The sequence below is a fragment of the Paraburkholderia sp. D1E genome (assembly GCF_052682275.1).
Genome location: NZ_JBQYMB010000001.1, coordinates 1,533,474 through 1,549,756, shown reverse-complemented (window position 1 = coordinate 1,549,756; position 16,283 = coordinate 1,533,474). Strand labels below are relative to the sequence as shown.

The window sequence follows — 16,283 nt, the reverse complement described above, 5'->3', positions numbered from 1 at the left end:
ATGCCCTTCGGCGCAGGGACCGGGTGCACCCGGCCCTCCCCTGCCACGCGTTTCAGATATCAACGCTATTCGGAAGGATCACAAGGTCACGGATAGTCACGTTGCGTGGCCGCGTCAGCATGAAGAGCACCGCGTCGGCGACCTCCTTGGGCTGCATCAGGCTGCCCAACGCGAGCGCCTCGTCCATCTTCTCCTTTGGCCAGTCGTCGAGCAGCGCCGTGACGACCGGACCCGGGGCCACTGCGCCGACCCGCACGCCATGTTTGGAGACTTGACGTCGAAGCGTGTGGACGAAGGCCTGTACCGCGAATTTGGAGGCGGTGTAGATCGGTTCCCACACAACCGGGACGAAGCCCGCGACAGAACTGGTGAAGATGATGTCGCCGGATTTCTGCGCGACCATGTGCGGCAACACAGCGTGGACCGATCGGAACGCGGCGTTGACGTTCAGGTTCAGCATGCGATCCCACTCGTCGGGATCTCCATTCAGCACTTCGCCGCCAACGTACGCACCAGCGTTGGCGTGGAAAATGTCGAGTCCGCCGGCAAGGTCAAGGATTCTCGGCAGCATCCCCGAAACCTCCGACGGCTGCAGCAGATCCACGACGAGCGGCAACGCGTTCTCCCCCAACTCTGCGCACAATTTCTCAAGCCTCTCCCTGGCACGATCGATCAGCACGACCTTCGCACCTTCCGCGATCAGTGTGCGCGCGCATTCGAGGCCGATTCCCGATGCAGCACCTGTGATAGCGGCAACCTTTCCCTTCATCAAGTCAGTCATTTGCTGCTCTCCGGTCTCATGCAAGATGGTTGCTGGATTACTGGAATTACGCGCGACCGTGCGAGACGCGAGACTGCCGGGCGAGCGAGTCGACGATCACCGCGATCGCCAGCACCGCGCCGGTGATCATGAAGCGCAACGAGGACGACAGGTTCAGCAGCGTCAAACCGCTGGCAATCGACTGGATCACAATAATGCCCAGTACTGCTGAATACGCGCTGCCGTGACCGCCGAACAGGCTGGTGCCGCCGATCACGGCGGCTGCGATGGCGTTCAGGTTCACGTCGCCGGTGCCGGCCTGCGTGCTTGCCGAGGCGAGTCGTGCCGCAGTTAGCACGCCGCCAAGTGCGGCGAGACTGCCGCACAGCACAAAGGCGCTGGTGTAGATGGCGCCGACATTGATGCCTGCCCGCCTCGCGGCCTCGCGATTGCCGCCGACTGCGTTCATCGAGCGGCCCCAGCGCGTCCTCTTAAGCGCATAGTCCATCGCGACCGCGAGGCCGAGGAAGATACCAAACATCAGCGGAACACCTCGTCCCTGGTTGAGGTAGGCCACCACGATCTCCAGCAACACGGTGATGGCGAGGCTGCGCACGAGCAGGCTGCCCACCGAAGGCGCAGAGAGATTGGATGCGCGGCGGCGTTCACGTGTGCGCAGTCCAAGCGCCAGCATCACGGCGCCCGGCACCAGCGCAAGGAGGTACGAAACGACGGCGGGGATGATGATGAGTTGCCCGAGGTTCACCATCGCCGAGTCGTAGGGCAGGTTGATCGAACCGCTGGCGCCGAGGACGTAGAGCTGCAACCCGAGGATCGCGAGCAGCCCGGCCAGTGTCGCGACGAAGCTCGGCATGCCGAAGCGGTTGAGCAGCAGCGCGTACACGACGCCGACCAGCGCGCCGGCAGCGACGGCAGCGACGATGGCCAGCAGCACCGGCCAGCCGAGATTGACCCAGAGCATCCCTACGAGGGCCGAAGCGAAGCCGCTCATCGAGCCTACCGACAGGTCTATCTGCCCCACCATCAGCACGCAAACTATGCCCAGCGAGATCACGCCCACCGTTGAGCAGTCGAACAGCAGGTTCACCATGTTGTTGGCCGAGAGGAACACCGGGTTCAGGCTGGTGAACACGGTCCAGATGATGATCAGGCCCGCGATGACCGGAAGCGATCCCAGATCGCCCGAGCGCACCCGTTCGACGAAGGCGGCAACGGTACCGCCGACTCCGGCGGCATGCTTGACGCGGACATCGCCGCGATCGAGCAGCGGAGAGGGCTGCGGCGCGCCTGGCGTTTCATGGGGGGCACCTTGCATTTTGTTACTCATGATCGTTCCTTTGTCCAGGCGCCCTGCTCGGCCTGACGGCGGCCGGCGCGGCGCGACACGGCGTTCTCGGTGGCGCCGGTGATCGCGGCCACAAGTTCCTCGTTCGAAGAGTCGGGATAGAAGACGCCGTTGTTGCGGCCGAGCCGTAGCACCACGATCCGATCCGCTACCGCGCGGACGTCTTCCATGTTGTGGCTGATCATGATCACCGCGTGGCCGCGGTCGCGCACCCGCTCGATCAGGTTTAGCACTTCAGCGGTCTGGGCCACGCCCAGTGCCGCCGTCGGCTCGTCGAGCATGATCAGCTTCGGGTCCAGTAGCAGCGAGCGTGCGATCGCCACGGTCTGGCGCTGGCCACCGGACAGCGAGGCGACCACGTCGCGCACGCTAGGTATGCGGGCAGACAGCTCGTTCAGCAGCGTCCAGGCCTTCACCTCCATCGCGACCTCGTCGAGACGCAGCGGATTCAGCTCGCGTCCGAGATAGATGTTCGCGACGACATCGAGGTTTTCACACAGCGCGAGATCCTGGAACACGGTGGCAATGCCGAGATCGAGCGCCGCGCCCGGATCGGGCAGCGTGACCTCCTGGCCGTCGAAGGTGATCGTGCCCGTGGTCGGTTGATGGACACCGGCGAGCACCTTCACCAGTGTTGATTTCCCGGCCCCGTTGTCGCCCACCAGGGCGACAACTTCACCGGCATGCACGTCGAGTTCGATGTCCGTCAGGGCAGAGACCGCTCCGAAGTGCTTCGAGACACCGCGCAGGCTCAGGACCAACTCGCCTGGCCTGGACCGTGTTGTAGGGTGGTCAGTCATGGGAGGGACACCTCATGATGTATGGAGCGACCCGGCACGAGTCAGATCCCGTCCGGCGCCGCGCCGGATCAGTTCGTGATGCCAAGTTTCTTGCACCCTTCGGCATAGCGATCGGCGCACAGATCCTTGGCGCTCGCGAACCCCTTGTCGACGACCTCCGCCTTGAGGTTCTTCGCCGTGATCACTGCTGGTTTGAAGAGCTGGGACGGCGTCTTGAAGAGCGTCGTTTCGGCCTTCGGGGACTGGCCAGACAGGAAGCCGACTGCCACCCTCGCCGCCGCAGCCGCGACGATCTCGCTCGGCTTCAGGATCGTGTTGTACTGGTCGCCCGAGATGATCAACTGCAGCCCTGCGATCGTCGCGTCGTTGCCCGTCACGGGCGGCACCGGGTTGACACCGGCTGCCTTGAAGGCCGCGACGGCCCCGCCGCCCGTGCCGTCATTGGCGGCCACGACACCGATAATCTGCGACCCGAAGCGGGTGATCTGCCCGCTGACCCACTGCTGCGCTTTCGGTGGTGCCCAGTCCGGCGTGTCGTACTCGGCCAGCGTCTTGTAGCCACTGCCCTGCACTCCCTCGTGGCTGCCCTTTTTGATCAGTCCGGCCGCAGCATCAACGGGCGAGCCGTTGACTTCGAGCAAGCCGCCCCTGGTCGTAGGCACGCCCGTGTCTTTCAGGTGCTGGACAAGCGACTGCGCGATGGCACGGCCAATACCTTCGTTGTCGAACGACACGTAGTAGTCCGCCGGTGTCGACGGTACGGGCCGGTCATAGGCGATCACCTTGACACCCTGGCTCTGCGCCAGATGGACCAAAGAGGCGGCCGCCGCCGAATCCACAGGGTCGAGAACGATCACCCTGGCTCCCTGGGAAATCGCCGAGTTGAACTGCTGCTGCTGCTGCGCGACGTCGCCGTTTGCGTTTTGATAAAGCACTTTGCAGTCGGGGCAGAGCTTGCTCATTTCGGCCTTGAAGCCGGGAAAATCATGCTGTTCGTAGCGCGTCGAGCCCTCGTCGGGCATCAGGAAGGCGACCGTTCCGCTCGGCGCTGCAATGGCCGCCGTGCCGCTCATCAGGCTCAGGGTCAGCGTGCTGACGCCGATCAGCTTGTTCGATAGTCTGGTCATCGAGTGTCTCCGTTTTTAAGGTAATTAGCGGCGCAGGCGTTGCCTGAACCTGTACCGATGTCCGACCGCCTCGCCCAGCCGGCGTAGCGCCCTTGTCGTCAATGATCCGGTCGTAACCAGCGTCATCGACAGCGTGGGTCGCCAACGCTGGAAGCACCCGATTCGCGCGCATGTTGCATCCGTGCGGCATCAGAGCAGTCCGCGTTTTTCAGACGACCTCAGATTAAATCAATTGATTTAACTTAGTCAACGGCATTCAATCGTACCTCGGGGAAACACTGATCCCGTGCTTGTACGAAGGTTTTGGAGACCAATCGATGCCGTGCGCGGACTGGAAAGTCGACCTAAAGCCTGCCAAGTCCGCGGTGGAACGGGATTGAAACTGACCGCGTCAACCTCGTAGCGCTATGTTTCCGATGGGAAAAGTTGCTCGATGGTCGCGTGAACCGAACGCTACCCAGGCCAGCCCTTCTCAAATGTTATTATCGGAAACACGACCCGCCTCCCAAGGCGCGCATTTGAGCCGTTGGACCCCATGGATACTCACCTCACCAAGCCCGCCGACCAATCCACAACCGACCTCGGCCGCCGCGTCCGCGCCGCCCGCCAGGCGCAGGATTTGACGCTCGAAACCGCGAGCCGCCTCTGCGGCGTCTCCCGCTCGACACTGTCAAAAGTCGAAAACGGCCTGATGTCCCCCACCTTCGACGTCCTGCAGAAAATCGTCCTCGGACTGAAGATTGAAATCGGCGAGCTGTTCGGTTCGACACCCAAAGTCAGCGCCAGCGGCCGACGCGCTCTGACTCGCAAAGACGAAGGTCAGCGCCACGCCTATCGCGGCTATCAGATGGAGTTACTCGCCACGGATCTGGCGCACAAAGCGATGTTGCCGTTCCGCATCCGCATCTCTGCGCACACGCTGGACGCGTTCGATGACTGGGGCCGTCACGAAGGCGAAGAATTCCTGTACGTGATCAGCGGCAGCGTGTGCCTGTATTCCGAGTTGTACGCGCCGACGCATCTGAATGCGGGCGACAGTCTGTACTTCGACAGCCGCACCGGCCACGCCGCGGTATCCACAAGCGAGAAAGACGCCGAAGTATTGTGGATGGCGACCAGCGTCGACGTCACGCAAACACCCGCCACCGCCGAGCCGACAAAAAAATAGCCAAAGCGCGTGGACCGCGCCACGACACATCTCAACGCCAGAAGCGAAAATCGATGCCAATGGCAGCGCTAACGCCACCGCCACCGCCACCGCTACAGCGCCTTAACAACGCGCCGCCAACGCCAGCGTGATGGCCTGCTCTACACATCACGCAGCCTGGCTTGCGGTCATCTTGAAGATGCCCTGTGCGTTGCCTGCGTCGAAACGCAGGTCCGTTTCCCAGCGGCGTGCATCCTGATCGAAAGTCCGCTTGCGCGTGATGAACTCGTAGAACGAGCCCGGCACGTCGCGCGTCACGATGCTGCCATCAGCTGCGCGGAATTCGCGCGGCACGATGTCCGCGCGGTACGCGGTCTGAAATACGCGGCCCGAACGCGAACGCTCGACTTCCGGCTTCATTGGACGACCCTTCGCCTTTTCGTCGTCGGCAAGTTTGAACACGTCCACGACGCGATCGGTGGCGTGATTAAAGGCATTGCCTTCGGTCGCGATCCACGCCATTTCCGCCGACTCCTTCAACAGTACTTCGTAATCGGCTTCGCGTGGCGTCTTGTGTTGACGCGCGAACGCGCCGACGATCACCGGCAACAAAGCATGAGCCGCCTCGAGCGGCAACACGCCCTCGCGTTCGAGCTCCCACAACTGACCAACGGCCTGAGGTGTCAACGGATCGCGCGAATCGCCGATCACGTTCGTCACCGCCCGCTGGAATTCCGCCGAGAAACGCTCCGGATGCAATTCGCTGAGGAAGAATTGAGCGATCTCGTCTGGGGCGTCGTCGTGGGCCCAGGCGCGGCCGGTCATGCCGAGACGGTCAAGTGGATAACGGCCGTTGATACTGAAGCCGAGCGGACGCAGGATGCGCGCGAAAGCCGCTTCGCCCGGTGGCAACGCGCCGCTTTCTGTCCAGCGCACCGTGCGCAATGCGCCGTGGTCGAAGTAGACGCTGCCGCCAGCGGCGATCGTCTCCTCCGTGTATTGGCGGCCATTCGCCGAGCGCGCCAGAAGGCCTTCGAATAGCGCCATGTTCAGCGCCTGAGCCAGTTCGGCACGCGTGACAGTGCCGTCTTCCCATTCGTTGAGGATCTGCGGATGGTTCAGCGTAGCGAACAGCCTCGCGGTTTTCTCAGCGCCAAACAGTTTCAACAGGAGTTGTTCGACATTCGCATTTTTGGTGTTTCGCATATTGATCTCGACGGAGTGCGGTAAGCGCGCGTTCGTGTGTTTGAAGGTGGCCTGCCGGCCGGGCTTCAAGACGCGAGCGCGGTATCGTTGGATGCACGATTATTCAAACCCACAGCGCCGCCGTAAAGCGAGATTAAATCGCTACTTGATGCGTTTTTGGAATTAACATGCGGAAGTTCAGGATCCCGACATGGGCGCGCTGCTCGCTTTCGGAGCCGCCGTGCGACACGAAAGCTTCGCATATGCGGCGTCCTCACCGAAACTCGCCGAAAGCGCGGCGAACCCATTCCTGGCAGGACTCGACGACGCCAGGCCGTTTGATCTCCGCGCGCCCTGGCGTCGCCCCCGCCTTCACCAGCGCCAACGCACGCCAAGATCTCCCTCGACGGTACGTTGATGCGCGCCGCCCAGATTGAAGAGATATCCCGCCGTCGCGTAGACACTGACGGTGTTGTTCAACCGGGCCGAGACGCCGGCGCCGACATGTCCCTCGGTTTGACCGACCGTCGTCGGGATCGCCGTGGTGCCGGCGAAGGTCGCCTCGTCCGTCCCACCGAAATAACGCAACACGTTAACGCGTACGTAGGGTTCCCATTGCGTCCCGAGCGCGGAGAACTGCCCCAGCAGCCGTGCACCGATGCGCCCGATCAGACCGCTCGCGCTGTGGAACGAGACGGTAGAAACGCCATCGTTCAGGTCATTGATGTGCGTGTGCTGATAGATCAATTGCAACTGCGGCTCGATCGACAGATTCAGCGGCAACGGAATCGGCAAGCCGGCCTCCACCGATGCCGTAAACGCATTGCCATGCGTCGTCGCGCCGATGTTCTGATTGGAGCGCGGATCGATCGTCATCGTACTGCCCATCAGCACGGTGTCCGTATACCAGCCGCCGGGGCCGATGTGCGTCCAGTAGCCGCCGAGGCTGTATGAATTGATCGACAGATGACCGGCCGAAAAATCCGGTTGCGCGAGCGCGAAGCCGTTGACGTCGCCGGTCGCGCGGGCGTAGCCGAGCAGGAAACCGTAGTGGTTGCGGTGGCCGCTCGAGCTCGAGTCGGCATAGAGGTCCTGTCCGACCTGCGCGCCGACGATCGTGCCGTCGAATTCCTGGTTCACCGCACCGTCGTTGCCTTGTACCGTGTGCCCACCCCATACGCGGCCCCATCCTGCCGGCGCCACGCCATTCTCGTTTAGCAAACTCTGCGAGCCTTGCCGATCGTGGAAGGTGCCGATCTGCTCAACGGCAAGTTCGCGCGCCAGCGACGGCACTTCGGCGTAGACCGGTACTTCCATGCGATAGATCGGCACGGGTGTTGCGGCGTTGGCTGTGACGACGGGCAGAGCAGGCGCGCCGACCGCGAGGACGGGCGCTGGGAGCGCTGCGGGCGCGGGTGTCGGTGTCGGTGCAGGGGCGCCCGTTGGCGTTGGCGTTGGCGTTGGCGTTGGCGTTGGCGTTGGCGTTGGCGCTGGCGCTGGCGCTGGCGCTGGCGTTGGCGCGGGTGTCGGTGTCGGTGTCGGTGTCGGTGTCGGTGTCGGTGTCGGTGTCGGTGTCGGTGTCGGTGTCGGTGTCGGTGTCGGTGTCGGTGTCGGTGTCGGTGTCGGTGCTGGGGCCGGCGTGGGTGCTGGGGCGGCCGGTGTAGGCGCCGGAGCCGGAGCCGGGACCGGTGCGGGCGTCGGCGCAGGCGGCAAGCTCGAACGCAAATACCAATTACTTTGCGTGCCTGCCGTCACCCCGCCTTGATACAGCGCGTAGGTATAAGCGCCGGCGCTGATGTTATTACCCTGCGCGAAAGCGCCGCCCGCAGTCGTGCCGCCGTTGGTCGCCTGCACCACCTGAATCCCGTTGCCGACAGTAAGGCCACCCGTCCCACCGACATTGGTAATCCCAAGCGTTGTCGTTCCGCTAGCCCGGCCGCCGTTGATCACAATCTTGTCGGACGGCGAATTGTCCGCACCCAGTTGCGTGTTGAGCGCGGCCGTCGCATTCTGCCCGGTGTAGTTCCCAGCGACAGTCAGCGTATTGCCCACGCCACTGCCCGCAATCTGCGCGAGTCCAGCGTTGACCACGTTGCCGTTCACCGTGAAGTTGCCGTTTGGTCCGCTGGCAAAAGCAGCCATCGCATTAGCGACGCTGAGCGTGCCTGCGTTATTGACGTCGCCGGTGACGCTGCCATAGCCACCGAGCGTCGCGCCGGCAACAACGCTGACGGTCCCACCGCCGCCGAGCGCCGCGCTCGGGCTCGATGCGTCGCCCACCGCGAGCGTGCCCGCGCCAACCGTCGTGCCACCGCTGTAAGTGTTCGCGCCGTCAAGCAGCAATGTGCCCGCGCCGGCCTTGGTCAACGCGCCCGTACCGGTGATGTTCTGCGTAATGGTTGACTGGAAGCCCTGCGTGTCGATCGTGCCGCCGCCCGCTGCGATCGCGATCGGTCGCGTGCTTGCCAGATTGAAGCTCGTGCCGAGTTGAAGCGTGCCGCCGTTGAACGTTACGCCGCCCGTCGTCGCGCCGAGCACGTTATCCGCCGATGCCGACAGCACACCTTGCGTGAGCACCGTACCGCCCGAATAGGTATTCCCGCCGGCTGCCGACGGCGCGAGCGTCAACGTGCCGGCCCCGTCCTTTTCCACCGAGCCGGTACCCGTGATGAGACCCGCGTAGATGCCGTCGACGGTCTGCGTGAATTGCACAAGACCGTTGTCGGTGACGGTCGGTGGCAAGCTCTGTGCCGGGGCCTGAAGCACACCAGCCGGATCGACGATCACCTTGCCGGTGTACTGCGAGTTGTTGCCGTTCAACACAAGCGTGCCTTGTTGCACCTCGGCGACCGTCACGCCGACGATCGAGCCGGTGAGCGTCCAGGTGCCGCTGTCCTGCTTATAGAGGCTCTGAAAATTCTTGATGCTGCCCGGCAACGATGCCGTTCCAGTGCCGTTAAGCGTAATCACATTATTGCCGCCACCGCCGTCGAAATTGCCGGTGATGACGGAGCCGGTGTACAGATGCAACGAATCGCTGCCACCGGCGAAAACCAGATTGCCGATCACCTGGCCGCGGTTTGTGAAATCGACCGAGCCATTCCCGCTTGCGCCAATCACATTGTTTGGCGCCTGAATGATGCCCGTCGCGTTATTGATGACGGTGTTCAAACCTGACGTATTCTGAAACCAGATTGCCGCCGAATTGACCCCACGGATCGTGCCGTTGTTGACGATCGTATTGCCGCTGCCTTCCGGATTGACCGCTTCGGCTTGCCCCTGGGTGCCCGACGAAATGACCGTCGCGCCCTGCTGCACCGTCAGCGTGCTGTTGTTGCGGAAGTCGATCGTGTTAGCGCCTGTGCTGTACAAGCCGTTGTTGGTCTTCGCGGTGTTCTTGACCAACGCGCCGCTCGATACGGTGATATTGGCGTTGTCGGACACGGCAATCGCCGTTGCGTCGCCGACCACCACCTGGGCATTCGGCCCAATCGTGACGGTCGCGCCGGATGGGTTCGCCGGACCGGTGCCGATGGTCGTCGTCCACGGGGACGGCGCGGTGGTGTCGCAGGTGGTGGTATTGCCGGCGCTGGTGCAGTTCGCAAGCGCCGAAAGCGGCAAGCAGGCGATGACGGCGGAAACCGCCATCGTCGTCGCAGGGAGCGGCAATCCGCGGCGCCGGCGCAAACTGACGGCAACCGCATTAGCGGGCCATGTGTTGACGTAATCAGAAGGAGGTTCGGCGTGCCGCACTATCCATAGGCATCGCATTGCGCTGAAGTCGTCTTCTGATCGCACTTCTCTCTCCTGGTCGTTGGAACGCAAATTGTTTCAACACGATTGCCTACCAGATATTACGAACGGGAGAGTAAACAGCAGATATTACTTTGTCCTTTCTTGTCGTTTTTCTGCGAAATTAATGGAGAATCCAGCTGATTGGAAAGTAGCGGTGAAAGCGCTGTTGACCGCCACCAGAAAGAAATTCATCTTTCATCGCAACATGATTTGATCCCGGATATCGGGACATATTTCAATTGAAATAATCGATATTCTTTATTGCTCACACGAATAGGCTCGTACTTGCAAACGATAATCAGTTAATTAAATAACAAGTAATAGTTGCGAATTCCACGGCAGATCGCCGGTCATATATGCCGCTTATCGTGCCTGCGCTAACGCGCTCAAATTGCCTTCGCCAAAGCCGTGATGTCCTTGCCGCTGCACGATCTCAAAGAAGATCTCGCCAGCGCCACGTCGCACAAAGGTCTGAAAGAACAGCAGTGGCACGCCGTCGGCGCCGATCTCGCCATCCACCAGAACATGCGTACGCTTGAGCCGCTCGACATCGAGCCCATGACCCGGCAAGCGCGTATCGAGTTGCGCGTAGTAGCGCGGCGGTGGCTCGACGAATTCGACGCCGTTCGCGAGGAGTTGCTCAACGCACGCAAAGATGTCGTCGGTGGCTAGCGCGATGTGCTGCACACCTTCGCCCGGATGATCCGGCAGATACTCGTGCATCAGACTCGTGCGGCGCGTGCCTTCTTCATACAGGGGCACGCGGATCGCGCCGCACGGCGACACCATCACGCGCGATTCCGCCGACACATGCCAGTTCGCGTGCAACTCGTGAATCTCACGGAAGTTGAGCAGATCGCGATAGAAGTCGAGCCATTCCTGCATCCTGCCCTCGCCGACCGTTTGCGTCAGATGATCGACCGCGACGAGGCCTGTGCCCACGTGATTCAGATCGGCTTGCGCGGTATCGATCTCGATCGGACGGAAGTCGATGTCGAAGATCGAGATGTCGCCAAGACCGCCGCGCTGGCCACCTCGGCCGCGCCAACGGTCGACGAAATAGATGTGCGAGTCGCCAATGCCCTGGATCGCCGGAATCAGCAGTTCGCCCGCGCCAAGCCGTTCTCCTTCGAACGCCCACGCGCCGAGTTCGATTGCGCGGTCGAAGGCGCGCTGCGCGTTGGCCACGCGAATGCCGATTGCGCAGATACCCGCGCCGTATTCCTCCGCGTAGCGTTCGGCGAACGAATCCGGCTCGGCATTGATCAGGAAATGCATCTCGCCCTGGCGATACAACGTGACGTCTTTGCTGATATGGCGCGCAATCGCCTTGAAGCCGAGTTTCGTGAAGGTCTCACCGAGCGCCTTCGGCTCGCGCGAGGCGAACTCCACGAATTCGAGGCCGGCGGTGCCGAGCGGATTGTGCTCAGGCGCCGACACGGCGCGCAGCGCGGCGTCTGGAGTGGGCAAGTCGCTGGGCATGGCAATCTCCTTGTACAGTCGTTCGTACGCTGTTGCGAATGTTCGTGATGTTTCTGCTGCTCGGTGCAAGCCGTCAATCTTCCGCAGTGTGACACCGCATGCGTGGTGTGCCGCAGCAAGGCGCCCCGCGACAGCTTTTGCACCGTGTTTGTACACCGGGTAGCAGGGCGTTCGCAACCTTCATTTTGTACTGGATGGTTCACGCGCGGCGAATCAGGTCGCGGCATGCGTCTCCTGCATCTCTCGCGGCTCTCCCATCTCCCGCGATTCCTGCACCGCTGCACAGCATGCGTCAGATTTTGGGCGTATTGCCGCGGCTGCGTTTCGATGCACGTTTGGCCGCCGGCTTGCCAGTGACCGCCGCCATGCGCTGCTGCGCGACCTCGCGCACGGCATCGATAAACGCCCGCCCCACCGGCGACGGCTGCGTGTCCGAACGCCGGATCAACCCCACGGGCTCGCCGGTGCCCGCGAACGGCAAAGGCAGACGCACCAGCATGCCGTGCGCCAACTCATATTCGACTGCACTCAGCGGCACGAACCATACCGCGTCGTTCTCGAGCGTCAACGCGCGCCCCGTCGACACCGACAGCACTTCGACAAACCCTGACAGCGGCGGCACGCCCCACGCGCTCAACAGACTCTCAGCCGATTGCCGGATCAGCGTACCGAATGGCGGCAGCACCACCGGAAAATTCTCCAGCGACGTGGCCGGCAGGCCCGCCCCCAACGCCAGCGGATGCCCGGCACGCACCACGGCAATCAACGGCTCGCTGAAAAGCTGCTCGAAACTTAGCCCGATCATCCGTTCCGGGTCCGCCAGGCGCCCGATCGCGAACTCGATCGTGCCGGCCTTCAGGCGTTCGAGCAATTCGGGGTTGGCACCGGTGGCAAGGCGCACGATCACGCGCGGCCAAAGCGGAGCGAACAGTTTCAGCACCGGCGGCACCAGCGCAGCCGCGACGGTCGGCAGAATACCGATTTCCAGCGTGGCCGCCGCTGCGCCTTCCGCGTGCGCCAGCAAATCGACGCCCTGTCGCAACGCACTGACGCAGGCGCTCGCGTGCGGCATGAAGAGTTGCCCCTCGCGCGTCGGCACAGCGCCGTGGCGGCCGCGCTCGAATAGCTTCACACCGAGAATCGCTTCCAGTTCAGCGACCGTCTTGGAGACCGCGGGCTGCGTGATGGACAGGCTTTCGGCGGCCCGCTGCACGCCGCCGAACTGGGCGACAGCCAGAAAACACTGGAGATGGCGGAATTTGACGCGGGTGTCCGCGAGGCTGCGTTGCATAACGACAGGTTATACGAAATGAGCGAAAACGTCATTTTGCATAACCTCTCAGGTTAGATAAAGTCGCTTCATAAAGCTATATCCCACAATTCTCGAAGGAGACACTAATGGACGAGTCCTTTCTCACCGCACGCGACTTCGCGTCCCATCCCGCTTACATCTATCCCGGTTACGGGTCCTCGGTCAAACGTGGCCCGACACGCCCGCTGATTCCGCTGAAAGAAAAGCTGCGCGATCAGCGCGTGCCAGTCTACGGCACCGAAGACCTCGGCGCCCTCGATCACGATCTGACGCGCAATGCAGTGCGCAACGGCGAGCCGCTTGGCGAGCGCATCATCGTGACGGGCCGTGTGCTCGATGAAGGTGGCCGTCCGGTGCGCAATACGTTGGTTGAGATCTGGCAAGCCAATGCAGCCGGCCGCTATGTGCACAAGAACGATCAGCACGACGCGCCACTCGACCCGAACTTCCTCGGTGCGGGCCGCTGTATCACCGACAACGAAGGCCGTTACCGCTTTCTGACGATCAAACCGGGCGCTTACCCGTGGGGTAATCACCCGAACGCATGGCGTCCGAACCATATTCATTTTTCGCTGTTCGGCGATCATTTCGGCTCGCGTCTCGTCACGCAGATGTACTTCCCCGGCGACCCGCTGCTGGCTTTCGACCCGATTTTCCAGGGCACGCCCGAGCACGCACGCGACCGCCTGATTGCAGGCTTCTCGCTCGATACGACAGAAGAGGCCTATGCGCTCGGCTACGACTTCGACATCGTGCTGCGCGGCCGCAACGAAACCCCGATGGAGCGCTAAGCCATGACAACCCTCAAGCAAACGCCTTCGCAAACGGTTGGACCGTACTTCGCCTACGGTCTGTGCCCGCAGCAATACGACTTCGAATTCAAAAGCCTGTTCACGCCGGTTCTAGCCGACCGCGAAGCGGCCGGCGAACACATCACGATCGTCGGCCAGTTGTTCGACGGCGACAGCAACGTGATCGGCGATGCCATGCTGGAAGTGTCGCAAGTGGACGCGCAGGGCCGCTATCCGGAATCACGCGAGGAAATCCTGAAGACGGGTTTCCGTGGCTTCGCCCGTGTCGGTACTGGGACGGATCCGCAGAAGCGCTTTGTCGTTGAAACGGTGAAACCCGGCCGCGCAAGCCCGGACGAAGCGCCGCATCTGAATGTGATCGTGACAATGCGCGGCATGCTGCTGCACACCTTCACACGCGTCTATTTCGAAGACGAAGCCGAGGCTAACGCACGGGACGCCGTGCTGGCAGCGGTTCCGGCGGACCGGCGTGGCACGCTGATCGCGCGTCGCGAGCCGAATACGGCCAATGTGTACCGGTTCGATATCTATATGCAGGGTGACAAGGAAACCGTGTTTTTCGACCTGTGACGCGGATTTTCTATACTTTCACATAGCTTTCACATACACTGGAGATGATCCGTCAAGCGACTGGATCGCGAAACTCCGAGTAGTTAAGCCCGCCCCGTGCGGGCTTTTTTTTTGGTTTTTGCGTCTGCGCGGCAAGGCAGTTCACTTCAGGGAACACTGCAGCCAGCGGCTAATCCTCACGACGTCGGCGATATGATCCCGAGCGCCTGGCGCGCCCAATACGACGATATCGACCGGCCTGCCATGCACCAGCATGCGCACGACAACGCAATGCCCGGCTTCGTTAATAAAGCCCGTCTTTTGCAGCACGATCGACCGATCGCCACCTCTCACCAACGCATTCGAATTGTGATAACTCAGCCGCGCCCGCCCGCCGCCTGGCGCGACAACCTGCGCAGAGTCAGTCGAATAAGCCTTGATCAACGGATATCGGCTGGCCGCCGCAACCAGCAACGACAAATCCCGCGCCGTCGAAACGTTCCGCGGCGACAACCCCGTGCCATTCACGAACGACGTATGCCGCATCCCGAGCGCGCGTGCTTTCGCATTCATCGCTGCAACAAAACCTGGCCGCCCGCCAGTGTAATCGCGGCTGAGTGCCGCCGCAGCGCGATTCTCAGATGACATCAGCGCAATGTGCAACATGTCATGACGCGACAATCTCGACCCGACACTCAACCGGGAGCCGGTGAACTTGTCGAAATCCTGATCCTGAACGGTGACGTTAAGTGGCGCATTCAGGGCATGCTTTGCATCGAGCGACACCACTGCGGTCATCAGTTTGGATATCGAAGCAATCGGCATGACTCGGTCAGCCTGCTTTTCAGTGAGCACGGTATGCGTTCGCTCGTCGACGACATAGACGGCTCTGGCGCGGAGCAACGCACGCGATTTAGGCGTATAGCCGCAGCGCGCCAATAAACGAAGCGATGAATGCAAAGATGAGCGGGATGCCGCTGTATGCTGCGCACGACGCGCCGCTGCCGACGCAGTGGGACGCCTCGCGCCGCGCGGGTCTCGTGCATTGCGCGCAGCCTGCCGGCGATGCTTCGTACTGAGCTTGCTGACATGCATTGGCCGCTCTGCAGTCGTCACCTGCTTTCGCTTGCGCGCGATGCGGCGCCGTGCCTTGCCGACGGTTTGTTTTTTCGCTTTGCCGGGGGTTTTCGTTTTCGCTTTGGACGTGGGCCCGGTGGACGGCGTAACGTGCCGGCTCGCGCGAGCGGACAGATGGCGCGCAGGCTCATGGGCCGCACCGAACGACCAGCCGATATTCAGCCACACCAAACCGAACAACACGATGTAGCGGAGCCACGCAGGAAAACGATTAGCAGAAGAAACTGAAGTCACACTTAACAACGGAAATGGTCGATGTTCTGTCCAGCGTAGATTGCGCGCGCGAGCCAATCCGGTTTATCGCCGTAACCGTCCCACGTATTACCGTAGGCGTCGCGATACATCACGGCCCGGGTCGCGGCCTTGTCGGCTTCGATCGTTTCCGCGAGCGCTTCCATCGTAATCCCGTATTCGTCCATGCGTCGGCGGATCCACACGATCAGGCGCTCACGCGCATTCCCGTCGAGGTCGAACAGCCGTTGTTCTTCTCGCTCTTTCATAACGTACCGGTTCGCGGCTGATAATGCTCGCGTTCGAAAAACAAAGGCTTCGCTAAACAACGCGAAGCCTATGCGTGAATCAGATGGCTTGAGTGCAAATCGAACTCACGATGCCTCTCCCGATGCATGACAACTCGCATCTGGAATTCATGTCCAATAAATCCTGGATTGAGGGGAATTCGACGGCAAACGGTTCGGATCGCGCCCGTGATTGGCCTCGGTGTTCCAAGGCTGCTTCAGCGTATGAAAAGTGATTCTAGCATCCAATTTCCGCTGCTTGCAGCAACTGATTGTTTGCCTGCGACGATCAG

General features: G+C 61.8%; 14 protein-coding genes. 4 read left to right on the top strand and 10 right to left on the bottom strand.

Translation table 11 applies throughout. From position 1 onward, the window contains the following. Positions 1–52: 52 nt before the first annotated feature. The 4 genes from ACUN0E_RS07190 to ACUN0E_RS07175 all read right to left on the bottom strand — a co-directional run bounded on the left by ACUN0E_RS07190 (position 53) and on the right by ACUN0E_RS07175 (position 4,053). Entirely contained in the window at positions 53–781 is a 729-nt protein-coding gene (locus ACUN0E_RS07190) for an SDR family oxidoreductase (RefSeq protein ID WP_445566097.1), read from the bottom strand. Between the two features lie 46 nt (positions 782–827). Then, positions 828–2,108, bottom strand: a complete 1,281-nt coding sequence (locus ACUN0E_RS07185) for a sugar ABC transporter permease (protein ID WP_445566096.1) — start codon at positions 2,106–2,108, stop codon at positions 828–830. Further along, positions 2,105–2,926 (bottom strand): ATP-binding cassette domain-containing protein, encoded by an 822-nt coding sequence (locus ACUN0E_RS07180; protein WP_445566095.1) that lies wholly within the window; start codon positions 2,924–2,926, stop codon positions 2,105–2,107. Before ACUN0E_RS07180 ends, ACUN0E_RS07185 begins: the two co-directional genes overlap by 4 nt. A gap of 68 nt (positions 2,927–2,994) precedes the next feature. Continuing rightward, positions 2,995–4,053 (bottom strand): ABC transporter substrate-binding protein, encoded by a 1,059-nt coding sequence (locus ACUN0E_RS07175; RefSeq protein ID WP_445566094.1) that lies wholly within the window; start codon positions 4,051–4,053, stop codon positions 2,995–2,997. Positions 4,054–4,588: 535 nt separating this feature from the next. Here ACUN0E_RS07175 and ACUN0E_RS07170 point away from each other — a divergent pair. Further along, entirely contained in the window at positions 4,589–5,221 is a 633-nt protein-coding gene (locus ACUN0E_RS07170) for a helix-turn-helix domain-containing protein (RefSeq protein ID WP_445566093.1), read from the top strand. A 147-nt stretch (positions 5,222–5,368) separates the two neighbouring features. Here the strand turns inward: ACUN0E_RS07170 and ACUN0E_RS07165 are convergent, their stop codons facing one another. Together ACUN0E_RS07165 and ACUN0E_RS07160 are read right to left on the bottom strand one after the other, a co-directional pair. Further along, positions 5,369–6,406, bottom strand: a complete 1,038-nt coding sequence (locus tag ACUN0E_RS07165) for a DUF1338 domain-containing protein (RefSeq protein ID WP_445566092.1) — start codon at positions 6,404–6,406, stop codon at positions 5,369–5,371. A 351-nt stretch (positions 6,407–6,757) separates the two neighbouring features. Continuing rightward, positions 6,758–9,829, bottom strand: a complete 3,072-nt coding sequence (locus ACUN0E_RS07160; protein ID WP_445566091.1) for an autotransporter family protein — start codon at positions 9,827–9,829, stop codon at positions 6,758–6,760. Here ACUN0E_RS07160 and ACUN0E_RS07155 point away from each other — a divergent pair. Beyond that, on the top strand, positions 9,819–10,112 hold the full coding sequence (locus ACUN0E_RS07155) for a hypothetical protein (protein ID WP_408230857.1): 294 nt from the start codon (positions 9,819–9,821) through the stop codon (positions 10,110–10,112). The genes ACUN0E_RS07160 and ACUN0E_RS07155 overlap by 11 nt on opposite strands. Before the next feature lie 431 nt (positions 10,113–10,543). Here the strand turns inward: ACUN0E_RS07155 and ACUN0E_RS07150 are convergent, their stop codons facing one another. Beyond that, positions 10,544–11,662 (bottom strand): 4-hydroxyphenylpyruvate dioxygenase family protein, encoded by a 1,119-nt coding sequence (locus ACUN0E_RS07150; protein ID WP_445566090.1) that lies wholly within the window; start codon positions 11,660–11,662, stop codon positions 10,544–10,546. A 292-nt stretch (positions 11,663–11,954) separates the two neighbouring features. Then, on the bottom strand, positions 11,955–12,953 hold the full coding sequence (gene pcaQ, locus ACUN0E_RS07145) for a pca operon transcription factor PcaQ (protein WP_445566089.1): 999 nt from the start codon (positions 12,951–12,953) through the stop codon (positions 11,955–11,957). Between the two features lie 107 nt (positions 12,954–13,060). Between pcaQ and pcaH the strand changes: the two genes are divergently transcribed. Together pcaH and pcaG are read left to right on the top strand one after the other, a co-directional pair. Continuing rightward, positions 13,061–13,765, top strand: coding sequence for a protocatechuate 3,4-dioxygenase subunit beta (gene pcaH / locus ACUN0E_RS07140; RefSeq protein WP_408339946.1), 705 nt, complete (start codon positions 13,061–13,063; stop codon positions 13,763–13,765). A 3-nt stretch (positions 13,766–13,768) separates the two neighbouring features. Then, positions 13,769–14,356, top strand: a complete 588-nt coding sequence (pcaG, locus tag ACUN0E_RS07135; protein ID WP_445566088.1) for a protocatechuate 3,4-dioxygenase subunit alpha — start codon at positions 13,769–13,771, stop codon at positions 14,354–14,356. A 141-nt stretch (positions 14,357–14,497) separates the two neighbouring features. On the opposite strand, the gene ACUN0E_RS07130 is transcribed toward pcaG, so the two are convergent. Then, positions 14,498–15,715, bottom strand: a complete 1,218-nt coding sequence (locus tag ACUN0E_RS07130) for a serine hydrolase (RefSeq protein ID WP_445566087.1) — start codon at positions 15,713–15,715, stop codon at positions 14,498–14,500. Next, positions 15,709–15,972 (bottom strand): H-NS family nucleoid-associated regulatory protein, encoded by a 264-nt coding sequence (locus tag ACUN0E_RS07125; protein WP_445566086.1) that lies wholly within the window; start codon positions 15,970–15,972, stop codon positions 15,709–15,711. The genes ACUN0E_RS07130 and ACUN0E_RS07125 overlap by 7 nt, the downstream gene beginning before the upstream one ends. Between the last annotated feature and the right edge of the window lie 311 nt (positions 15,973–16,283).

Bases quoted from the DNA above. Each gene is read 5' to 3' on its own strand.
- ACUN0E_RS07190 (WP_445566097.1), bottom strand. From the start codon at position 781: ATGACTGACTTGATGAAGGGAAAGGTTGCCGCTATCACAGGTGCTGCA.
- ACUN0E_RS07185 (WP_445566096.1), bottom strand. From the start codon at position 2,108: ATGAGTAACAAAATGCAAGGTGCCCCCCATGAAACGCCAGGCGCGCCG.
- ACUN0E_RS07180 (WP_445566095.1), bottom strand. From the start codon at position 2,926: ATGACTGACCACCCTACAACACGGTCCAGGCCAGGCGAGTTGGTCCTG.
- ACUN0E_RS07175 (WP_445566094.1), bottom strand. From the start codon at position 4,053: ATGACCAGACTATCGAACAAGCTGATCGGCGTCAGCACGCTGACCCTG.
- ACUN0E_RS07170 (WP_445566093.1), top strand. From the start codon at position 4,589: ATGGATACTCACCTCACCAAGCCCGCCGACCAATCCACAACCGACCTC.
- ACUN0E_RS07165 (WP_445566092.1), bottom strand. From the start codon at position 6,406: ATGCGAAACACCAAAAATGCGAATGTCGAACAACTCCTGTTGAAACTG.
- ACUN0E_RS07150 (WP_445566090.1), bottom strand. From the start codon at position 11,662: ATGCCCAGCGACTTGCCCACTCCAGACGCCGCGCTGCGCGCCGTGTCG.
- pcaQ (WP_445566089.1), bottom strand. From the start codon at position 12,953: ATGCAACGCAGCCTCGCGGACACCCGCGTCAAATTCCGCCATCTCCAG.
- pcaH (WP_408339946.1), top strand. From the start codon at position 13,061: ATGGACGAGTCCTTTCTCACCGCACGCGACTTCGCGTCCCATCCCGCT.
- pcaG (WP_445566088.1), top strand. From the start codon at position 13,769: ATGACAACCCTCAAGCAAACGCCTTCGCAAACGGTTGGACCGTACTTC.
- ACUN0E_RS07125 (WP_445566086.1), bottom strand. From the start codon at position 15,972: ATGAAAGAGCGAGAAGAACAACGGCTGTTCGACCTCGACGGGAATGCG.